At 65.8% G+C, this 17,140-nt stretch carries 21 protein-coding genes; 12 read left to right on the top strand and 9 right to left on the bottom strand.

The features are described 5' to 3' along the window. Positions 1–44: 44 nt before the first annotated feature. Positions 45–863 carry a helix-turn-helix domain-containing protein gene (locus ACQR1X_RS24105; protein WP_315804268.1) on the bottom strand — a complete coding sequence of 273 codons (819 nt, stop codon included), beginning with the start codon at positions 861–863 and terminating at the stop codon, positions 45–47. A gap of 100 nt (positions 864–963) precedes the next feature. On the opposite strand from ACQR1X_RS24105, the gene ACQR1X_RS24100 reads away from it, so the two are divergent. From ACQR1X_RS24100 to ACQR1X_RS24090, 3 genes are all read left to right on the top strand, one after another. Next, positions 964–1,194: a hypothetical protein gene (locus ACQR1X_RS24100; protein ID WP_316218128.1), complete on the top strand. Its 231-nt coding sequence runs from the start codon at positions 964–966 to the stop codon at positions 1,192–1,194. Between the two features lie 27 nt (positions 1,195–1,221). Beyond that, a complete protein-coding gene (locus ACQR1X_RS24095) occupies positions 1,222–1,620 on the top strand; it encodes a hypothetical protein (protein ID WP_316218129.1) in 399 nt (132 codons plus the stop codon). Positions 1,621–1,738: 118 nt separating this feature from the next. Further along, positions 1,739–2,356, top strand: a complete 618-nt coding sequence (locus tag ACQR1X_RS24090; protein WP_316182487.1) for a class I SAM-dependent methyltransferase — start codon at positions 1,739–1,741, stop codon at positions 2,354–2,356. A gap of 26 nt (positions 2,357–2,382) precedes the next feature. On the opposite strand, the gene ACQR1X_RS24085 is transcribed toward ACQR1X_RS24090, so the two are convergent. From ACQR1X_RS24085 to ACQR1X_RS24075, 3 genes are all read right to left on the bottom strand, one after another. Beyond that, complete coding sequence (locus ACQR1X_RS24085) at positions 2,383–3,048, bottom strand: SET domain-containing protein (RefSeq protein ID WP_434883468.1); 666 nt, start codon at positions 3,046–3,048, stop codon at positions 2,383–2,385. A gap of 237 nt (positions 3,049–3,285) precedes the next feature. Continuing rightward, positions 3,286–3,570, bottom strand: coding sequence for a hypothetical protein (locus tag ACQR1X_RS24080; RefSeq protein WP_316218132.1), 285 nt, complete (start codon positions 3,568–3,570; stop codon positions 3,286–3,288). Between the two features lie 45 nt (positions 3,571–3,615). Beyond that, entirely contained in the window at positions 3,616–4,332 is a 717-nt protein-coding gene (locus ACQR1X_RS24075) for a TetR/AcrR family transcriptional regulator (RefSeq protein ID WP_434899705.1), read from the bottom strand. Between the two features lie 121 nt (positions 4,333–4,453). Between ACQR1X_RS24075 and ACQR1X_RS24070 the strand changes: the two genes are divergently transcribed. The 4 genes from ACQR1X_RS24070 to ACQR1X_RS24055 all read left to right on the top strand — a co-directional run bounded on the left by ACQR1X_RS24070 (position 4,454) and on the right by ACQR1X_RS24055 (position 7,570). Next, positions 4,454–5,878 (top strand): carotenoid oxygenase family protein, encoded by a 1,425-nt coding sequence (locus ACQR1X_RS24070; protein WP_434899704.1) that lies wholly within the window; start codon positions 4,454–4,456, stop codon positions 5,876–5,878. A 114-nt stretch (positions 5,879–5,992) separates the two neighbouring features. Further along, positions 5,993–6,577 carry a hypothetical protein gene (locus ACQR1X_RS24065; RefSeq protein WP_434899756.1) on the top strand — a complete coding sequence of 195 codons (585 nt, stop codon included), beginning with the start codon at positions 5,993–5,995 and terminating at the stop codon, positions 6,575–6,577. Positions 6,578–6,602: 25 nt separating this feature from the next. Beyond that, on the top strand, positions 6,603–7,154 hold the full coding sequence (locus tag ACQR1X_RS24060) for a septation protein IspZ (RefSeq protein ID WP_315804277.1): 552 nt from the start codon (positions 6,603–6,605) through the stop codon (positions 7,152–7,154). A 119-nt stretch (positions 7,155–7,273) separates the two neighbouring features. Beyond that, a complete protein-coding gene (locus tag ACQR1X_RS24055; protein WP_315804278.1) occupies positions 7,274–7,570 on the top strand; it encodes a hypothetical protein in 297 nt (98 codons plus the stop codon). A gap of 800 nt (positions 7,571–8,370) precedes the next feature. Here ACQR1X_RS24055 and ACQR1X_RS24050 read toward each other — a convergent pair. From ACQR1X_RS24050 to ACQR1X_RS24040, 3 genes are read right to left on the bottom strand one after another with little or no spacing between them, the layout of a single operon-like run. Then, positions 8,371–9,069 (bottom strand): DUF429 domain-containing protein, encoded by a 699-nt coding sequence (locus ACQR1X_RS24050; protein ID WP_434837876.1) that lies wholly within the window; start codon positions 9,067–9,069, stop codon positions 8,371–8,373. Continuing rightward, the gene (locus tag ACQR1X_RS24045) at positions 9,063–9,698 is read right to left on the bottom strand and encodes a hypothetical protein (RefSeq protein WP_434899703.1); all 636 of its coding nucleotides are present in this window, start codon (positions 9,696–9,698) and stop codon (positions 9,063–9,065) included. Before ACQR1X_RS24045 ends, ACQR1X_RS24050 begins: the two co-directional genes overlap by 7 nt. 3 nt (positions 9,699–9,701) lie before the next feature. After that, complete coding sequence (locus ACQR1X_RS24040; protein ID WP_315753126.1) at positions 9,702–11,357, bottom strand: fumarate hydratase; 1,656 nt, start codon at positions 11,355–11,357, stop codon at positions 9,702–9,704. Between the two features lie 116 nt (positions 11,358–11,473). Here ACQR1X_RS24040 and ACQR1X_RS24035 point away from each other — a divergent pair, with 116 nt between their 5' ends. The 5 genes from ACQR1X_RS24035 (at position 11,474) to ACQR1X_RS24015 (ending at position 14,929) form a co-directional block, all read left to right on the top strand. Beyond that, entirely contained in the window at positions 11,474–12,154 is a 681-nt protein-coding gene (locus ACQR1X_RS24035; RefSeq protein WP_434899702.1) for an alpha/beta fold hydrolase, read from the top strand. Positions 12,155–12,257: 103 nt separating this feature from the next. Further along, entirely contained in the window at positions 12,258–12,575 is a 318-nt protein-coding gene (locus tag ACQR1X_RS24030) for a Kazal-type serine protease inhibitor family protein (protein WP_315804281.1), read from the top strand. A gap of 144 nt (positions 12,576–12,719) precedes the next feature. Further along, a complete protein-coding gene (locus tag ACQR1X_RS24025) occupies positions 12,720–13,199 on the top strand; it encodes a hypothetical protein (RefSeq protein ID WP_316238728.1) in 480 nt (159 codons plus the stop codon). A 163-nt stretch (positions 13,200–13,362) separates the two neighbouring features. Then, positions 13,363–13,587 carry a hypothetical protein gene (locus tag ACQR1X_RS24020; RefSeq protein WP_315804283.1) on the top strand — a complete coding sequence of 75 codons (225 nt, stop codon included), beginning with the start codon at positions 13,363–13,365 and terminating at the stop codon, positions 13,585–13,587. A gap of 229 nt (positions 13,588–13,816) precedes the next feature. Further along, the gene (locus tag ACQR1X_RS24015; RefSeq protein ID WP_316216447.1) at positions 13,817–14,929 is read left to right on the top strand and encodes an IS4 family transposase; all 1,113 of its coding nucleotides are present in this window, start codon (positions 13,817–13,819) and stop codon (positions 14,927–14,929) included. Positions 14,930–15,234: 305 nt separating this feature from the next. Here ACQR1X_RS24015 and ACQR1X_RS24010 read toward each other — a convergent pair whose 3' ends face one another. Both ACQR1X_RS24010 and ACQR1X_RS24005 read right to left on the bottom strand, forming a co-directional pair. Then, the gene (locus ACQR1X_RS24010; protein WP_434899701.1) at positions 15,235–15,939 is read right to left on the bottom strand and encodes a glutathione S-transferase; all 705 of its coding nucleotides are present in this window, start codon (positions 15,937–15,939) and stop codon (positions 15,235–15,237) included. A gap of 107 nt (positions 15,940–16,046) precedes the next feature. After that, a complete protein-coding gene (locus tag ACQR1X_RS24005) occupies positions 16,047–17,030 on the bottom strand; it encodes a Tim44 domain-containing protein (RefSeq protein ID WP_434899755.1) in 984 nt (327 codons plus the stop codon). Positions 17,031–17,140 lie beyond the last annotated feature (110 nt).

The raw sequence follows: 17,140 nt of genomic DNA, 5'->3' as shown, positions 1-17,140 counted from the left end.
GGCTGCGCCCAACATAAGCCCACGCGCGGCCAACACAAGCGGGGTCACGGCGAGGTAACCATCTCCTTCAGCCTGAGCGCAGTGAGCTCATCGGCGGGAAAGAAGGTCTCCAACGCCAGCTCCGACAGCGTGATGTCGACCGGCGTGCCGAACACCATCGTCGTCGAGAAGAAGCTCAGCACGTCATCGCCGACCCGAAGCCGCAATGGGATCGCGACGCTGTCGGCCGCGAGCGGCGCCGATCGCGCGGGGAATGGATAGGACTTCAGCTCCTCATAGAGCTTCAGCAGATCCGCATCCGCGGTGGCCTCGCATTGCCGGTGCAATCGCTCCAGCAGATGGCCGGCCCATTCGGCGAGGTTCACCGTCCGCGCCGCGAGCCCCTCCGGATGCAGCGCCACCCGCAGCACGTTGAGCGGCGGCGCAAGCAGCCGCTCGGAGACCCCTGTCAGCAGCGGCGCGATCATGCGGTTCGCCGCGACCAGGTTCCAGTGCCGGTCGATCGCCAGCGCAGGGTTGGGCTCGTGCGCCTTGAGCACGAGGTTCATCGCCTCGCGCGCGGGCTTGAGCGCCGGATCATCCAGCGGGCGCTGCTGGAAGGCGGGCGCGTAGCCGGCCGCCACCAGCAAAACGTTGCGTTCGCGCAATGGCACGTCCAGTCGCTCCGCCAGTTTGAGGACCATGTCGCGCGACGGCGCGGAGCGGCCGGTTTCCACGAAGCTCAGATGTCGTGCCGAGATCTCGGCATCGAGTGCGAGATCGAGCTGGGACAGATGCCGGCGCTGCCGCCATTGCCGCAAGTGCTCGCCGACATGAGCGGGTCTGGCGCGGTCGGCGCGCGCCGAAGCTAGCTGTGCATTCATGATCCGAGACCTATCACGCTGACGTCAGCGCCTCCATGATCTGCCAGGTAATCGAAATGCCTCCCGGCGCAGGTCATCGTCCTCACCACAGGAGATGACGATGAGCAGGCAGCGCGATCCCGAGACCCTTTCCTTCCCCTTCACCGCCGCCAGCCAATGGCTGGCGGGTCTCGCGACATCGCTGCTGGCGCGCTCGCTCAACATGCCGGAGTCGCTGCTGCACGTCACGGGCAGCCTCGTCTTCGCACAGGTGTACGCGATCGAGACGAGAGCCGCGCGCTCGCTGCGCCCGGCGCGGCTGCGGCGTCAGCTCCTGGCCTGGTTCCGTTGAACCGCCCCCAACTGAAGGAGACCCGACATGATCACCTCGTCCGCCCTGCTCCGCCGCGCCCTGCTCGCCGATGCCGCCTTCAGCGGCGTTGCCGGACTCGCGCTCACCTTCGGCGCTTCGCCGCTGGCGACGCTGCTGCAACTGCCTGACGCGTTGCTGCTCGAGACCGGGCTGTTCCTGATCGTCTACGCGGGCTTCGTCGGCTGGCTGGGCTGGCGGCAGATGGCTCCAAGGCCGCTGATCCTTCTGGTCATCGCCGGCAATGCGGCGTGGACGGTCGGCAGCATCGCGTTGCTGTTCTCGGGCGTCGTCACACCGAACGTGCTCGGCGAGATATTCGTCGCGGTGCAGGCGGTGGGCACCGGCGTCTTCGCCGAATTGCAGTATATGGGCTTGCGCCGGAGCACCGTCGCGGTCACGGCCTGACCGGTGGTGAGCGCCGGGCTTCATGATCGAGCGGCCCGGCGCTCGCGACCGAACCGAGATTGACATGCGCGGCGAATGCATCTTCTGCATAATCTGAGATCGACAGGGGATCGCAGTGATGCAGCCGCAGGTGATCGGAACGGAAGGCTACGCCACCGAGGCCGACAGTCTCTTCGTGCGCTACGAGAGCATTCCGTCGGAACAGGTCCATTCCGCCGTGCTTCACCTGCTGCCCGCCGCGCCAGCGCGCGTGCTCGACATCGGTGCGGGCACGGGCCGCGACGCCGCCTGGTTTGCGAGCCTTGGACATCAGGTGGTGGCCGTCGAGCCGACCGAGGCACTACGCGTCGGCGCCATGCAACTGCATCCCTCCCCCGCCATCACCTGGATCGACGACAGCCTTCCCGATCTGGCCGCACTGGCCGCTCGTGACGAGCAGTTCGACCTGGTGATGCTGACCGCCGTTCTGATGCATCTCGACGAGGCGCAGCGGCGACGCGCGCTGCCCAACATCGCGGCACGGGTCGCCCCCGGCGGACTGCTGATCATGACGCTGCGGCATGGGCCGGTGCCGCCGGGCCGGCGGATGTTCGAGGTCGCGGCCGAAACGATCATCGAGCCGGCGCGCCAGCTCGGGCTGACGCTCCGGCTCAACCGCCTCGGCGAGTCGCTCGGCGCAGAGAACCGGGCGGCCGGAATCACCTGGACGACGCTGGCCTTCGGCAAGCCGTCCTGAGAGATCCCGGAAACGGGCCCGCCAGATCAGGCCGCCTTGGCGCGGCTGGTCAGCGTCTTTGCGGGAGTGGATTTGGTCTTGCCGCGACTGCCGGCAGCCGGCCGCCGGGACTTGGCTTTGCCGCGAGCCGCCTCGCCCGATTGGGCTTTTGCCTTGGACCGCTGCTTGGCCTTGTCCTTGACCAGTTTCTCGGCCTTTTTGTTCGCCTTCTTCTCGGCCTTGCGCTCGTCCTTCGCCTTCACCCGCGCCCGCTCGGCGCGCGCCTCGGCCTTCTTCTTCGCCCGCTTCTTCTCGCAAGCATCGCATTTGCAGCCGATCGGCTTCAGATAGGCTTTGAAGTAGTCCGTGCCGTAGTCGTAGTTGATCTCCTCGCCGGGCTCGATGTTCTTGATGGCCCGGATGAAGATCTTCTTCTTGCGCGGCTTGACGTCGGACTCGGCGTTCGGCTTGCAGGAATGATTGATGTAGCGGGCGACGTTCTCGCGGATCGAGCCGTCGATGGTCCAGCGCTTGTCGAGCTCGAACAGATATTTGTTCTCGATCGCATCCTCCTCCGCCTTCTTCGAATCCAGGAGCGGTCCGAAATAGCGGATGATCTTGGTGCCCTTCTTGATCGGCTGGGTGGCAAACAGGCCGAGCCCCGTCTTGGAGCGGCCGATGCGATAGGGTTTGGATTGCGGGATGACAGGCATGAGTGATGAGAAGACTTGGACCTCGCGAGGCCGCCGTTCTAGGATAAATTCGCGACGCTGTCAGGTGTTTCCCGCCGCCGTTTCGCGCCGTCCCCAGCTTGCAGCGTCCTGCGCAGGACGAGTTCCGGTCATCAGGGGCCCTGCCGCTCGAAATCCTTCGACATCGCGACGTGGCGCGAATCGGCGCCGCGCTGATGCTCTAGGCTGCGTCCGTCGGCCGGGCGGCCGCAGCGAGCGTCACTTCGCGGTCTTGCGCACGGCGGATGTGCGCCTGCTCGCTGGCTTCGATGCGCTCTTCCCGGTCTTCGATTTCGCCGCCCGCTTGCGGCCGCTGGTCTTGGTCTTTGCCGCCTTCTTGGCCAAGACGCGCATGTTGTCGACCAGATTGGGATAGCGCCGTCCGGCGCGCCGGGCGCGGGCCTTGGCCGTCGCCTTCTCGGCCGGAGTGAGATGGGTGGAGGCCTTGCCGGCGCGCTTGCGCGGATTGGCCTTGCTCCAGGGAGCGCGTGGGGTTCGTGCCATGCATTGCCAACGCATGATCCCCCACCCGGTTTCCGGTGCGTCGACCTACGCGCCCGGCGGCAGCTTCGGCACCGTGGCCCTGAGCATCGCCTCCAGCAGCTTTTCGGCCGTGGTGCCCGGCGGCGAGCGGCGCAGGATGTCGGCAAGGCGGCCGTCGAGCAGCAGCATCGTGTAGCCGTGCACCAGCGACCAGGCGCGGGCGATCGCCGCCGACTGATCGAGCGACAATTCCTCGTCGCCGACCGGGCCTTCGCTGCGCGCGGCGACCGAGCCCGCGAGTCCGGCAAACGAGGCTTCCGCGGCCTCGTGCAGCGCGGGGCGGGAATAATCCAGACGCTCCGTCCGGAACATCAGTCCATACATGCCGGGATTGGCCTGCGCATAGGCGACATAGGCGCGGGCCCGCGCCATCGCCCGCTCGATCGGCGTGCCCGGCTGCTCGCCGGCCGCTTTCATCGCCGCATTGAACCGCGTGAATCCGATCGCCGCGAGCTCGCTGACCAGCCCGGTGAGATCGCCGAAATGATGCGTCGGCGCCGCATGCGACACGCCGGCCTCGCGCGCCACCGCGCGCAAGGTCAGTCCGGCCAGCCCGTCGCGCTCCAGCACGCGCTCGGCCGCTTCGAGCAGCGCATCGCGCAGCGCGCCGTGATGATAGGGGGCGGCCGGCTCGCCCGCGCTCACCGCGCGCCGCGATCGCGTCCGGGCCGCCTCCGTCGTTGTCCGGTGCCTGCTCAGTCTTGCCTGTTCGATCTTCGTCATGCTTCTCCTTATACAAGCAATTTTGACAGCGTAAAGATTAGCCTTGACCTCGGGCTTCTCGGCCGGTAGCTTTATCTTTACATCGTAAAGATAAAGCTGGCATCGAGGGGAAGGACACGCCATGAATGGACCGTCGAAAGAAACAGTCCAGCGCCGCACTCCGCGCGACAACATCGCGCCGATCCCGTTCGAGGCCGACGCGCCGTTCCTCGCCATCACCGGCGAGCTGCCGCGCGAGCTGAACGGCACGCTCTATCGCAACGGCCCCAACCCGCAATTCTCTTCGCCAGGCTCGCACTGGTTCGTCGGCGACGGCATGCTGCACGCGTTCCATCTGGAGAACGGCCGCGCGTCTTATCGCAACCGCTGGATCCGCACCCCGAAATTCGAGGCCGAGCGCAAGGCCGGCCGCGCCCTGTTCGGCGGCTTCGGCCGCAGGCTGCCGGATGCGCCGGCCGACGTCACCGATGGCGGCGTCGCCAATACCAACGTCATCGCCCATGCCGGCCGCCTGCTCGCACTGGAAGAGGCGCATCTGCCGACCGAGATCGAGCCGGGCACGCTCGCCACCCGCGGCTATCACGATTTCGGCGGCCGCCTCCGCGGCGCCTTCACCGCGCATCCGAAGACCGATCCGGTCACCGGCGAATTGCTGTTCTTCGGCTACAACGCCGCCGGACCGCTGACGCCGGCGCTGTCCTACGGCACGGTCGATGCGGCCGGCAGGCTGATGCGCCTCGATCGTTTCGAGGCGCCCTATGCCAGCATGGTGCACGACTTCATCGTCACGGCGAACCACGTGCTGTTTCCAATCCTGCCGCTCACCGGCAGCATCGAGCGCGCAATGTCCGGCAGGCCGCCTTATGCCTGGGAGCCCGACAAGGGCGCCTATGTCGGTGTGATGAAGCGCAGCGGCGACATCAAGGACATCGTCTGGTTTCGCGGTGACGCCTGCTACGTCTTCCACATCATGAACGCCTGGGAGGACGGCAACCGCATCGTCGCCGACGTGATGCAGTTCGAGGAAGCGCCGCTGTTTCCGCATCCCGACGGGCGCCCGACCGATCCGGCCAAGTCGGTCGCGCGGCTGTGCCGCTGGAGCTTCGACCTCGCCGGCAACACCGACCGCTTCTCGCAGAGCTATCTCGACGACCTCACCGGCGAATTCCCCCGCATCGACGACCGCCGCGCCGGTCTCGCCAGCCGCCACGGCTGGTACGCCTGCGCCAATCCCGACGGGCCACAGTTCGGCGCGCTGTCCGGGCTCGCCCATGTCGACGGCGCCGGCACGCGCCGGGCGACGCACCTGCTGCCCGCTGGCGACACCCTGTCCGAGCCGGTGTTCGTGCCGCGCAGCCGCGATGCGGCCGAAGGCGACGGCTGGCTGCTCACGGTGGTCTGGCGCGCCGAGAGCAACACGTCCGACCTCGCGGTGTTCAACGCCACCGACATCGGCAATGGGCCGGTGGCACTGGTGCATCTCGGCCATCGCGTGCCCGACGGCTTCCACGGCAATTGGGTCGGGACTGACGATCCAAGACATTGAAAAGCCTTGGGTAAATTGCGAAGTCACAAGATTTTGACACTGTCAAGATTTGCTTGACCCGACGCCGTACGGACTCTAAGTATCTTGGCAGTGTAAAGATTGGCCGGCGAACTTATGACGATCTTCCTCATCCTTGCGCCCTACGGCGTCTATGCTGCGCTGATGATGGTGGTCTCGGCCACGCTCAGCCTGGCCGTCGGCGCCGCGCTGTGCCTTGCGGTGGTGGCGCTGGATGTGATCAAGGGCCGGTCGATCAAGATCCTCGGCCTCGGCTCGGCCGTCGTGTTCACCGCCGTAGCCGCCTACCTCCAGCTCATCGATCCCACGCCGAGCGCCTCTATGGTGCGTCTTGCGGTCGACTGCGGCATTTTCGCGCTGTCGCTGGGCTCGATGCTGCTGCGCATGCCGTTCACGCTGCAATATGCGCTCGAGGCCGTCCCTCCGGAAACCGCGGCGATTCCGGGCTTCCTGCGCGCCAATTACGTCATCACCGGCGCCTGGACTGTTTCCGCGCTGCTGATGATCGTCGGCAACCTGATGACGCTCTACGTGCCCGGCCTGCCCTATTGGACCGGCCTCGCCATCGCCTTTGCCGCCCGCAACAGTGCACTTTATTTCACGCGCTGGTATCCTGACTACCGCCGAACAAAGGACGTGGCAGCGCAGACTGCCGCCGCAATGTCCGGCCAAGATTCGTGACCGGGGTCTGCTGCAGGAGACGTGCGTGAAAGTCGTGTTTGCCAAGCTGATTGCCGACTTCCTGTCGGCCGCAGTGTTCTTCCTCCTTTACATCGCGACCGACGACGTGGTGCTGGCGACCGCCGTCGCGGTGGCCGTCGCCGTGGTGCAGGTGGTCTGGGCGCGCATCAAGGGCGTGCACCTCAGCTTCATGGCCTATGCCAGCGTCGGCCTCGTGATCGTGCTCGGCGGCGTGACGCTCCTGACCAACGATCCCCGCTTCATGTTCGCCAAGCCCGCGATCGGGCATTTCGCCATCGGGCTGATCATGCTGAAGCGCGGCTGGATGCTGCGCTACGTGCCGCCGATCGTGTCGGAGACCATCCCGGAATACGTCACCATCGCCGGCTATGCCTGGGCGGCGCTGATGTTCGCGCTCGGCCTCGGCACCATCGCGGTCGCCATGACCGGCGACATCAAGCTGTGGGTGCTCTACATCACCGTGGTTGCGGGCGGCGCCAAGGTCGCGGCCTTCGCGCTGCAGTTCATCGCCTTCCGCTTCGTGGTCGCCAACCGCCTCAGGGCGGCCCGGGCCTGACCGCTGCATCCGATCGCCGCAATGGGCTTACGCGCAAAGATGCGCTATAGGGGCGGCCGAACGCATCCTCGAGGCCGCCGCCTCGAGGTCCGCAAAGCGCAACGCCAGGAGAACGATCGATGGCTGTGGACGGCAACTGGAATCTGACCTTGAACACGCCGATGGGCGAGCGCAGCGCGACCCTGAGCGTGAAGAGCTCGGGCGCGACGCTGACCGGCACCCAGGCCGCCGAGGGCGATTCCGCCGAGATCTTCGATGGCACCGTCAACGGCGATGACGTCGCCTGGAAGGTCTCCATCACCAGCCCGATGCCGCTGACGCTCGACTTCAAGGGCAAGGTCGCCGGCGACACCATCTCGGGTGAGATGGGCATCGGCTTCATGGGCAGCTTCCCGTTCACCGGCGCGCGGGGCTGAATCCGTAAGGTGGGCAAAGGCGCGCCCACGCCGCCACTCGATGGCGATGTGCTCTCCCGCGCCGTGCCCACCATTCGCTCCGCAATGCTCCGACTGACGGTGGGCACGCGACCGCCTTGCGGGCGGCCGCTTTGCCCACCCTACCGCCGCGCCGCTCGGGCTTGTTCCGCTTCACATCTCAAACAGCATGGACAAGCGCGCGCGCACTCGCGGCGAACATCGCCCGAGGGATACATCGGCATGTCCCTCTCCAAATGCAGAGGGCGCAGGGAAGGCCAGGCGTCGGCTGACGCCTGCGGCCCGCCTGCGAAAGAAATGCAGGCGGCAGGTACCACAGGTGCAGCCGAGAACACCCGGCCTTCCCTGCGCGATGGTCTTCACGCTTATACGCGATCTCCCCGGTGTCCGGCTTGTTAGCCACCGTCGCCCGAAGGATCATCATCCTCCGGACTTGGCGCCAGCTTCGGGGCGCCAGGACCACGCGACTTCGCGTCCGCATATCGCCGTTCGTCGGCACACCCCGAGGGCATGCTGCGACAATCCGCGGCCATCGCCTCCCCGCCTCGCGTGTCGTGACGATCGCGCGCAACGCCCCTCCGCAGTGAGGCGGGATGGCGAGAGAGAACCACGATTTCCGAAATTTGGCAAGTGATTTATTTTTTTCGGAAATAGGAGCCGCCATCTCGCCTCCCCGGCCGGGCATCACGCAACACTCTGTCCTCCGTCATTCCGGGGCGTGCGCAGCACGAGCCCGGAATGACGGCTGAGTTTGTAGCGGCCGTCGTGCCCATATGCCTCGTTCAAAACCAGATCTGCATCGGCACGCCATGCGCGTCGCGCGGCGGCTCGCCCTCAGGGACGCTGCCGACGCAGTCGCAAGCGGCGAGTGCGACGGCGCAGGCGTCGAGCACGTCGTCTTTCTTGGCGCCGGTGCCGCGACGCGCGATGCCGATCCAGTCATCGATCTCGGCAAAGCCCCCGCCGATCAGCAACTCGCGCCGCAGCGCGGCGCCCTGCTCCGTCTTCTTCGACGGCAGCGGCGCGCCGTGGAGGCGCAGGAACACGAGCTCCGGATGCACCTCGCGGATGTCGAGATCGCGATGCGCGCGCACGAAGGCATCGACCTCCATGATCTTGCGGCCGAGATGCCAGAGCTGGCGCGAGGCGCGCGGCTGGCGGCGGCGCGAGGCCTCGATATTCGCCTCATCGGGATCCGTGTACTCCTCCCACAGCCAGCGCCGCGCGCCAGTGAAGACGCGGGAGCGATGCGGCGTCAGCTTGTCGCGGGCGAGCTGGTCGCAGTCGCGATTGCCGTCGTCGGTCATGCCAATCGGCATATCGATGGCGGCACGGGCGAAGGGGGCTGCAAGCGCGGTCGAGATATCAGCCGGGAAGCTGATCGCGTGATCATCGCCATCGATCGAGACAGCGACCCAACCGTTGCGGAATCCGTCGAGCCCGACGACCAAGGGCCGCGAGTGGAAATTCCCGCCTAGCACGTTCGCATAAGCTTGTGACGCGGAGAGCAGCCACAAGACTGCAGCTGCGGCTCGGGATATGTGCGCTTGTTAGGTACTTGGACGCCACTTTCTCTAAACCACGCGAGAAGCGCCCTTTTTGATGTATCACCTATTTCGCTTCGGCGATGACCACGTCGAGCACCGATCTCGATGCGAAATTTCAGAAATTTCGCGGGCAATACAACGCCGTTCCGGCCGAAATGCCATGCGGCCTTCATGACCAAAACATTGCGCCCACCGATATCCCGAGACTGGTCTCCCAGCTGATGGACAGAGTTCCGAACCTGAATATATCCGCCGGCTCTAGGGCGATAGATATTGTCAGGACGCGAACTCCGGTCGGGCTTTTTTGTCTGAAAGCGCGAATCCCGCCAATATTGATCGAAGCTCAAGATTTCGCCGACCTCTCCAGCCCAAATGACTGCATCAGGATGCCACTTTCCATCCTTTCCTCTTAGCAGCGAGCGCCCCGCGAATGCCATCACGAGGTCGCCCACCTCAGCCAGCCTGCGTATTTCCGGCTTGCATATGGCGAGCGTTACGGAGGGCGGACCATAGTTCGGTGCGCTACCGTGATCCACTGTGATGACGTATCGCCACAAGTGCATGATCTAGCCGAGGTTCAGCTCCTTGAAGAAGTCGTTGCCCTTGTCGTCGATGATGATGAAGGCCGGGAAGTCGACGACCTCGATGCGCCAGATCGCTTCCATCCCGAGCTCGGGATATTCGACGACCTCGACCTTCTTGATGCAGTGCTCGGCGAGGTTCGCCGCGGCGCCGCCGATCGAGCCGAGATAGAAGCCGCCGTGCTTCTTGCAGGCTTCGCGCACGGCCGGCGCGCGGTTGCCCTTGGCGACCATGACCATCGAGCCGCCGGCCGCCTGGAACTGGTCGACGAAGGAATCCATGCGGCCCGCGGTGGTCGGGCCGAACGCGCCGGAGGCGTAGCCGTCCGGGGTCTTGGCGGGACCGGCGTAGTAGACCGGATGGTTCTTGAAGTAGTCCGGCAGCGGCTCGCCGCGATCGAGACGCTCGCGCAGCTTGGCGTGCGCGGCGTCGCGGGCGACGATCATGGTGCCGGTCAGCGACAGCCGGGTCTTGATCGGGTTCTTCGACAGGGTGGCGAGGATGTCCTTCATCGGCTGGTTCAAGTCGATCTTCACGACCTCGCCGCCAAGCGCCTGCTCGACCTCCGGCAGATACTGCGCCGGATGGTGCTCGAGCTCCTCGAGATAGACGCCGTCCCTGGTGATCTTGCCGAGCACCTGGCGGTCGGCCGAGCAGGATACGCCGAGACCGATCGGCAGCGACGCGCCGTGGCGCGGCATGCGGATGACGCGGACGTCATGGCAGAAATACTTGCCGCCGAACTGCGCGCCGACGCCGAGCGACTGCGTCATCTTGTGGATTTCCTGCTCCATCTCCAAGTCGCGGAAGGCATTGCCGTCCGGGGAGCCCTGGGTCGGCAGCGCGTCGAGATAGCGCGCAGACGCCAGCTTCACCGTCTTCATGCACAGCTCCGCCGACGTGCCGCCGATGACGATCGCCAAGTGATAAGGCGGGCACGCCGCGGTGCCGAGCGTCAGGATCTTCTCCTTCAGGAACGCCAGCAGCCGATCCTTGGTCAGCACCGAGGGCGTCGCCTGGAACAGGAAGCTCTTGTTGGCCGAGCCGCCGCCCTTGGCCATGAACATGAACTTGTAGGCGTCCTCACCCTCCGCGTAGATCTCGGTCTGCGCCGGCATGTTGTTGGCGGTGTTCTTCTCCTCGTACATGGAGAGCGGCGCGACCTGCGAGTAGCGCAGATTCCGGCGCAGATAGGCGTCGCGTGCGCCCTGCGACAGCGCCGCCTCGTCGTCGCCATCGGTGATGACGTTGCAGCCCTTCTTGCCCATGATGATCGCAGTGCCGGTATCCTGGCACATCGGCAGCACGCCGCCCGCGGAGATGTTGGCGTTCTTCAGGAAGTCGAGCGCGACGAACTTGTCATTCGGGCTGGCTTCCGGATCCTCCAGGATGCTGCGCAGCTGCTTCAGATGGCCGGGCCGCAGGAAGTGGTTGATCTCGCCGAACGCCGCCTCCGACAGGGTCCGCAGCGCCTCGCGCGACACCACCAGCATGTCGCGGCCCAAGACCTTCTCGACGCGCACTCCGTCGGTGGTGATCTTCTTGTAGGGCGTGGTGTCCGGCCCGAGCGGAAACAGCGGCGTGTGCTTGTAGGGCGGGACGGGCTTGGACTGGTCGGGGAAGGCGGTCGGCGCGTTCATGGCGAGCTCGTGGGGTTCTAAAGTTGGCCGCCCAAAGCGGTCTTGACAGGTCTGATACGCTACCCGTCGGAAGCCTTGCAAGACATGTCTCCGTACAGCAGCCGAGGAGTAAGATCATGGCGACTTTTGTCCTGATTCCAGGAGGTTGGCACGGCGGCTGGATGTACGCCGCGCTCTCGGCCAGGCTCCGGCAGGCCGGTCATGACGCCTATGCCTTGACCCTGAGCGGATTGGAGGAAACGCCCGCCCGCACCCATGCCGTCAATCTCGAGACCCACATCACCGACGTCGTCGAGCTGCTGGCGACCGAGGACCTGTCCGATGTCATCCTGTGCGCGCACAGCTATGGCGGCATGGTCGCGACCGGCGTCGCCGACCGCGTGCCGGAACGGCTCGCCGCACTGATCTATCTCGATGCCTTCGCACCCGAGAACGGTCAGTCATGGTGGGATCTCGCCGGTGACGCGTATCGCCGGTTCGTGATCGAACGCGCCGGGCATGACGGGCTGACGGCGCTGCCGCGCGAGGGCTCCGATCCGCGCCGCCGGCCGCATCCGCTCGGGACCTTCATCCAGGCCCTGAACCTCCGCAGTCCGGCGCCGCCTACTCTGCGCCGCACCTTCGTCTACGCCAGCGGATGGAGCGCGACGCCGTTCACCGCGCAATGTGAGCGGCTGCGCAACGATCCCGCGTGGCGCGTGCAGGCATTTGCGTGCGGGCACGATGTCGTGCAGCACGCCCCCGACGAGACGTTCGACCTGCTGATCGAGACGGCCCGCGAGGTCGCCGCAACATGATGCCGCGAGCAGTGCAGTGTCGCACGACGAGATCGATTGCGATCGGTTGCCGAATTATGTAACCTTAGATTGTTGACATATTCATTTTCTTCCTGGAGGCGTCATGACACGAGGTCTCGTTTCCATCATCGCATTCGTCCTTGCCCTGATCACCCTGCTCCCGAGCTCCGCTGGTGCCGTCGGTCCCGGCCGCGCGTGCGGCGGCTTCGCCGGCATTCGCTGCAATGCCGGTCTCTATTGCGAATTCCCAGCCGGCCAATGCGGCCGGTTCGACATGATGGGCGTCTGCCGCCGAAAGCCGACGCTCTGCCCACGCATCTACATGCCGGTCTGCGGCTGCAACTTCCAGACCTACGGCAACGACTGCGAGCGCCGCGCAGCCGGCGTCTCGCTCGCACATCCGGGCCGCTGCTGGTTCTGAGCAAGCGATCGCGCCGCTGCCGCCGGCATGTGACCGCCGTCCCGTCAACACGCGGCCACACCCGCTGATGATCTTGTGCGGCTGCGGCGCATCGCGCTTGCATGCCCCCCTCGCGCAGGCTTCAATGGCGCGGGGGTATTTGGAATGCAGTCATCGCTTTGCTCATTTGGCCGCTTGGCCGGTTTTGTTTTTCTCGTTGCGTTGAGCAGCGCGCTGCTGCCGCGGGCGGCACGGGCCGATCGTTGCGATGACGTTGCCAAGGAACTGAAGAACGGCATCGACGGCATCAAGATCGGCCAGACCGCGGCCGGCACGGTCTATCTCGCCCATCCCAAGGCACGCGAGATCACGCTCGGCTGCTCATCGAAGAATGTCAGCAACCAGTTGTTCGGTAAATCCGAACGCAAACCGACACCGGCCTTCATCGAGCTGATGGCGAGCGCGGCGGCGATCGTGTTCACCTTGCCGAAGGACGACATGCAGCGCGGCGTCACACGCTGTTACCGCCGGCTCGGGATTTTCCGCGGCGACGACGTCGCCAGCCGCTACCGCCGGCTCGACATGCGTTGCGCCCGAACCAAGACCGAGTCCTCGATCACGATCAGCCGCAGCAAGGACCAATAGGCCGAGGGCGAAGCGATAGCCCTGTCGTTTCTGCGCCGGCGGCAGCGACCCGTTCACTATTCGCCGCGCCACCGACAGTTGCAGACAATTCGAACGATCTGCTTGACAAAGTTTTCGTCAGGGATGGCCACGCTTGTCGCAACACCAAGCGAGGAGCTGGACCATGTCCGTTTCGAGCGTTTCGTCGTCATCGCCGCCGCCCTCACCGCCGCCGGTCTCGACCGAGACGACCAAGCCGCAGACCCAAGACACCCAGGCGCGGAACCAGACGCAGCAGAGCCAGGCCGTGAATCCCGCCAAGACCGGCGACGAGGCGGCCGCGGAGAAGCAGGCCTCGCGTCCGCCGTTGCCGCCCGGCCAGGGCACCCGCGTCGACATTCTCGCCTGACGATCCCACACCCTCAGGCCAACTTCGTATAGCGGCGGCGCCTCAGGCGCCTGCCGCTATACGTGTGAGCTGGGCCGTGGCGGCGCGGCGATCCACGTGGTTTTGGAGCACGCGCGCGGCTCGCTCGGGTGAGGCGTTACAGGTCTACCGACACCCACTTCCCGTGCGGCCGCCCCCATTGGCGCTAACTTACCATTTTGCTGCCGGAAATGGATGATTCCTCGGTCGAGTGACTGACGAATCGCTTTCGAACGCCGAATGGCTGCGCACTATCGCTCGGTTGGGCGGCGCTGACCTGCTTGAGCATGAGGCTCGGGAATTTGGGGCTTTCAAACGAGCCCGCAAGGTCGAATGTGCCGTGGATCAGCTGCGGCTGGTGCTCGCGTATTGTTGGGGGACGCGCGGGCTGCGATTGACCGCCGCATGGGCTGAGGCGATGGGACTTGCCTCATTGTCGAATGTCGCGCTTCTCAAGCGGCTACGCAACTCGGCGGATTGGCTCGAACAACTGGTCAGCCGGCTGCTCGTTGGGAGCGCAGGTGAGACCTGCCTGGCCGCGGCGAAAGGCCGACCGGTCCGTCTTGTGGATGCCACGGCGGTGGCAAAAGCCGGCCGCAATGATCGCGAATCCGGCGGCGTATGGCGGATACATTCAGCCTTCGATCTGGCGAGCGAACGCTTTACCGCCTTCGAACTGACGGATGAGAGCGAGGGCGAGGTCATCGATCGCGCCGGTGTCGTGCCGGGCGAAATTCGCGTCGGCGATCGTGCCTATCTGCAGCCCGATCGGGTCGCCAAGGTGCTTGCTGAAAGCGCTGATATCGTAGTGCGCGCCAAATGGAATGGCGCTCGTTGGCTCGACGCCGACGCGAACCGTCTCGATCTCATTGCTCTGCTAAAAAAGTCGCGTGGCAAGGGACTGGTTGATCGGCCCGTCTGGATCAAGGCTTCGGCGAAAGAGCCTATCGCATTACGTCTGGTGGCGATCCGAAAGCCGAAGCAGGCGCGCGATGCCACGATCGAAAAGATCACGCGCCGGGCACGAGACATGGGCCGCAAGCTGCAGCCCGAGACGTTGGTCGCGGCCGAATGGGTCATCATCATCACCTCGCTCGATCGCGATGAATATCCACTTCCAGCAATCAGCAGCCTCTATCGATTGCGGTGGCGCATCGAGATCGCCTTCAAGCATCTCAAGAGCAGTATCGGCCTCGCGCGACCACCGGGCGAGGATCCCAGGAGTGCGAGAGCGCACATCCTCTGTCATCTTCTGCTGGCGCTGCTGACCGAGCCGCTCATCGCGGAACATCTCGGGGACTCTCCCCGCCGGGAGGCCGCGTGAAGAACGGCGTCTGGCGCCTATTGCGCTTGATCGTCGAGGCCCTCGTCGACGCCGTCATCCCCAAACCCGACGTGCAAACGTTGCAGGCCGCTGCGCGGAACATTCAACGCCATCTCCGAGAGCCGCCAAGAAAACGAGAATACCAAGCGCTAATTTGGTAAGTTAGCGCCAATGGCGGCCGCCCCTCACCCCAACCCTCTCCCCGTGAAGAACGGGGAGAGGGAGCGCAGCGCCGACGAGGCGCCAGCGAGGCTCTCAGAGGAGCACGCGAAGCTCGCTTCAGCATGACTGCACGCCCTCAGCCCTCAGGCATCCAGCGCCTTGTAGTGGCGGAAGATGCCGTCTTCGTTGAAGGGGATGCGGCGGTCGCTGGCCAGATAGGCCGAAATGTTCGGCCTGGCGGCGACGCGGTCGTGCAGCGCGACGAGGCCTGGAATGTTGCGCTCGAATGCCGTCATGCGATGGGGAAAGGCGTAGCGCAGGCCGGCGACGATCTGGAACAGCGACAGGTCCACATAGGTGAGCCGACGCCCGGTGACGTAGGCGCCACCGCTATTCGATAGGAGCTGCTCGAAATAGCCGAGGAATTTCGGCACCCGCTCGCTCCAGAACTCGGCGGTGCGCTTTTTGGCCGGCGCGCGCTGGTCCTCGTAGTACAGCGTCGGCCCCAGCGGATGATGCGTGTCATGGATCTCGACGACGAAGTCGGTCACTGTGAGCTGCAGCTGATGCACCCAAAGTTGGCCGGCTTCGGTCTTCGGTGCGAGGCCATGGCGGCTGCCGAGAAACAGCAGGATGTTGGCGGTCTGGCCGATGACGCGGCGGCCCGCTCTCAGGAACGGCGGCGCGAACGGCGGCGTGTCGCTGTCCGCCGCCATCATCGCCGTCATCGTACCGATGCCGTCCTCGCGCGCGACATCGCGATAGGCAGCGCCCGCCTCCTCCAGCGCGAGACGCACATATTCGCCGCGGCCCTGGATCATGGGCCAGTAGTAGAGCTCGTAACGCATGGGCCATCCTCATTGCCTGTTCATCGCGGCACGCCACTATAACCACGCGCAAAGCAAAAGCGCCGCGGATTGCTCCGCGGCGCCCGATGATCGTTCGACCTATGGCGTCAGCCGACCTGCTGGATCGCCGACAACTGCCAGTCGGCGCCGGGGTGACGCAGGAAGGTCCAGATCTCCGTGACCTCCTGCGGCTGGTCGGAGCCGTCGACAACGCGGCCCGAGGCGCGCTCGATGGTCTTGTCGGCCAGGGTGAAGCGCATCGCGACCGTGGCGTAGTCGGCGCCATTCTCGCGCCAGGCTTCGGCGAGGTCGCCCTGCAGCAGCTTCACGGCGCTGACCTTGTTGACCACGCCGCGGGCCTGGTTCTGCTCGAGATCGCGCTCGAAATACGAGGCCATCTCGGGCGTCGAGAGCAGGCGCAGGCGGCCGACATCCTCGTTCGACCAGGCGGACTGGATCTCGCCGAGCAGCCGCTCGAACGCCTCATAGTCGGCCGGCTGGATCTGCAGCGGCGGCTGATTGCTGCCGCCGCCGAAGCCGCCGAACCCACCCAGACCACCACCGAGACCGCTCAGGCCCGAGCGGAAGCTCTGCTGGCCGTCATTGGGGCCCGGCGACGGGCCGGCCGCATAGGCCGGCTGGTTTCGGCGCTGCCACCAGGCCATCGCGAAGCGCACGGCGACCACCACCAGCAGGATCTGCAGGATCAGGCCGATGAACGAGGCGAAGCCGCCGAGGCCGGAGAACAGGCCGCCGCCGAACAGCATGCCGAACAGGCCGGCGCCGAGGAAGCCGGCGGCGAGGCCGCCGAGCAGGCCACCGGCGCGACCGCCGAACAGGCCGCCACGCGAGGGCGCAGCCGTGTTGAAGCCGCCGGGCTGGCCCGGCTGGGTGATCGTCCTATTGAACTGCGACGCCGATCCCGGCGCGGTCGTGGTCGAAGGCGGCGCCGAGAAGGTGCGCGTGCCGCGGGAGCCCGAGCTGGAGCCGCCGCCGATCCGGGCGTCGGCCGCCGAGACGGCGAGCACCGTCGGCAGCGCCAGTGAAAGGGCCACGGCCATCGCCTTGAGGAGGCCGCTTTTGCGCTGCATGAAGCTCATCTGTGTTTCCCATAATCCCCGGAATGGGGATGCCCGTAAGATGGGCACAACCCACGAAAAAGGAAGGCGGCACGAGGCCGCGCGGCTGCGGCGCTGGGTCG

This window comes from Bradyrhizobium sp. HKCCYLRH3073 (assembly GCF_051167995.1).
Lineage (GTDB): Bacteria > Pseudomonadota > Alphaproteobacteria > Rhizobiales > Xanthobacteraceae > Bradyrhizobium.
This window is presented reverse-complemented; position numbering and strand designations above follow the sequence as displayed.

What these genes read in the sequence shown, in the direction of transcription:
- ACQR1X_RS24105 (WP_315804268.1), bottom strand. Translation starts at nt 863, where the DNA reads ATGAATGCACAGCTAGCTTCGGCGCGCGCCGACCGCGCCAGACCCGCT.
- ACQR1X_RS24100 (WP_316218128.1), top strand. Translation starts at nt 964, where the DNA reads ATGAGCAGGCAGCGCGATCCCGAGACCCTTTCCTTCCCCTTCACCGCC.
- ACQR1X_RS24095 (WP_316218129.1), top strand. Translation starts at nt 1,222, where the DNA reads ATGATCACCTCGTCCGCCCTGCTCCGCCGCGCCCTGCTCGCCGATGCC.
- ACQR1X_RS24090 (WP_316182487.1), top strand. Translation starts at nt 1,739, where the DNA reads ATGCAGCCGCAGGTGATCGGAACGGAAGGCTACGCCACCGAGGCCGAC.
- ACQR1X_RS24085 (WP_434883468.1), bottom strand. Translation starts at nt 3,048, where the DNA reads ATGCCTGTCATCCCGCAATCCAAACCCTATCGCATCGGCCGCTCCAAG.
- ACQR1X_RS24080 (WP_316218132.1), bottom strand. Translation starts at nt 3,570, where the DNA reads ATGGCACGAACCCCACGCGCTCCCTGGAGCAAGGCCAATCCGCGCAAG.
- ACQR1X_RS24075 (WP_434899705.1), bottom strand. Translation starts at nt 4,332, where the DNA reads ATGACGAAGATCGAACAGGCAAGACTGAGCAGGCACCGGACAACGACG.
- ACQR1X_RS24070 (WP_434899704.1), top strand. Translation starts at nt 4,454, where the DNA reads ATGAATGGACCGTCGAAAGAAACAGTCCAGCGCCGCACTCCGCGCGAC.
- ACQR1X_RS24065 (WP_434899756.1), top strand. Translation starts at nt 5,993, where the DNA reads ATGACGATCTTCCTCATCCTTGCGCCCTACGGCGTCTATGCTGCGCTG.
- ACQR1X_RS24055 (WP_315804278.1), top strand. Translation starts at nt 7,274, where the DNA reads ATGGCTGTGGACGGCAACTGGAATCTGACCTTGAACACGCCGATGGGC.
- ACQR1X_RS24045 (WP_434899703.1), bottom strand. Translation starts at nt 9,698, where the DNA reads ATGCACTTGTGGCGATACGTCATCACAGTGGATCACGGTAGCGCACCG.
- ACQR1X_RS24040 (WP_315753126.1), bottom strand. Translation starts at nt 11,357, where the DNA reads ATGAACGCGCCGACCGCCTTCCCCGACCAGTCCAAGCCCGTCCCGCCC.
- ACQR1X_RS24035 (WP_434899702.1), top strand. Translation starts at nt 11,474, where the DNA reads ATGGCGACTTTTGTCCTGATTCCAGGAGGTTGGCACGGCGGCTGGATG.
- ACQR1X_RS24030 (WP_315804281.1), top strand. Translation starts at nt 12,258, where the DNA reads ATGACACGAGGTCTCGTTTCCATCATCGCATTCGTCCTTGCCCTGATC.
- ACQR1X_RS24025 (WP_316238728.1), top strand. Translation starts at nt 12,720, where the DNA reads ATGCAGTCATCGCTTTGCTCATTTGGCCGCTTGGCCGGTTTTGTTTTT.
- ACQR1X_RS24020 (WP_315804283.1), top strand. Translation starts at nt 13,363, where the DNA reads ATGTCCGTTTCGAGCGTTTCGTCGTCATCGCCGCCGCCCTCACCGCCG.
- ACQR1X_RS24010 (WP_434899701.1), bottom strand. Translation starts at nt 15,939, where the DNA reads ATGCGTTACGAGCTCTACTACTGGCCCATGATCCAGGGCCGCGGCGAA.
- ACQR1X_RS24005 (WP_434899755.1), bottom strand. Translation starts at nt 17,030, where the DNA reads ATGCAGCGCAAAAGCGGCCTCCTCAAGGCGATGGCCGTGGCCCTTTCA.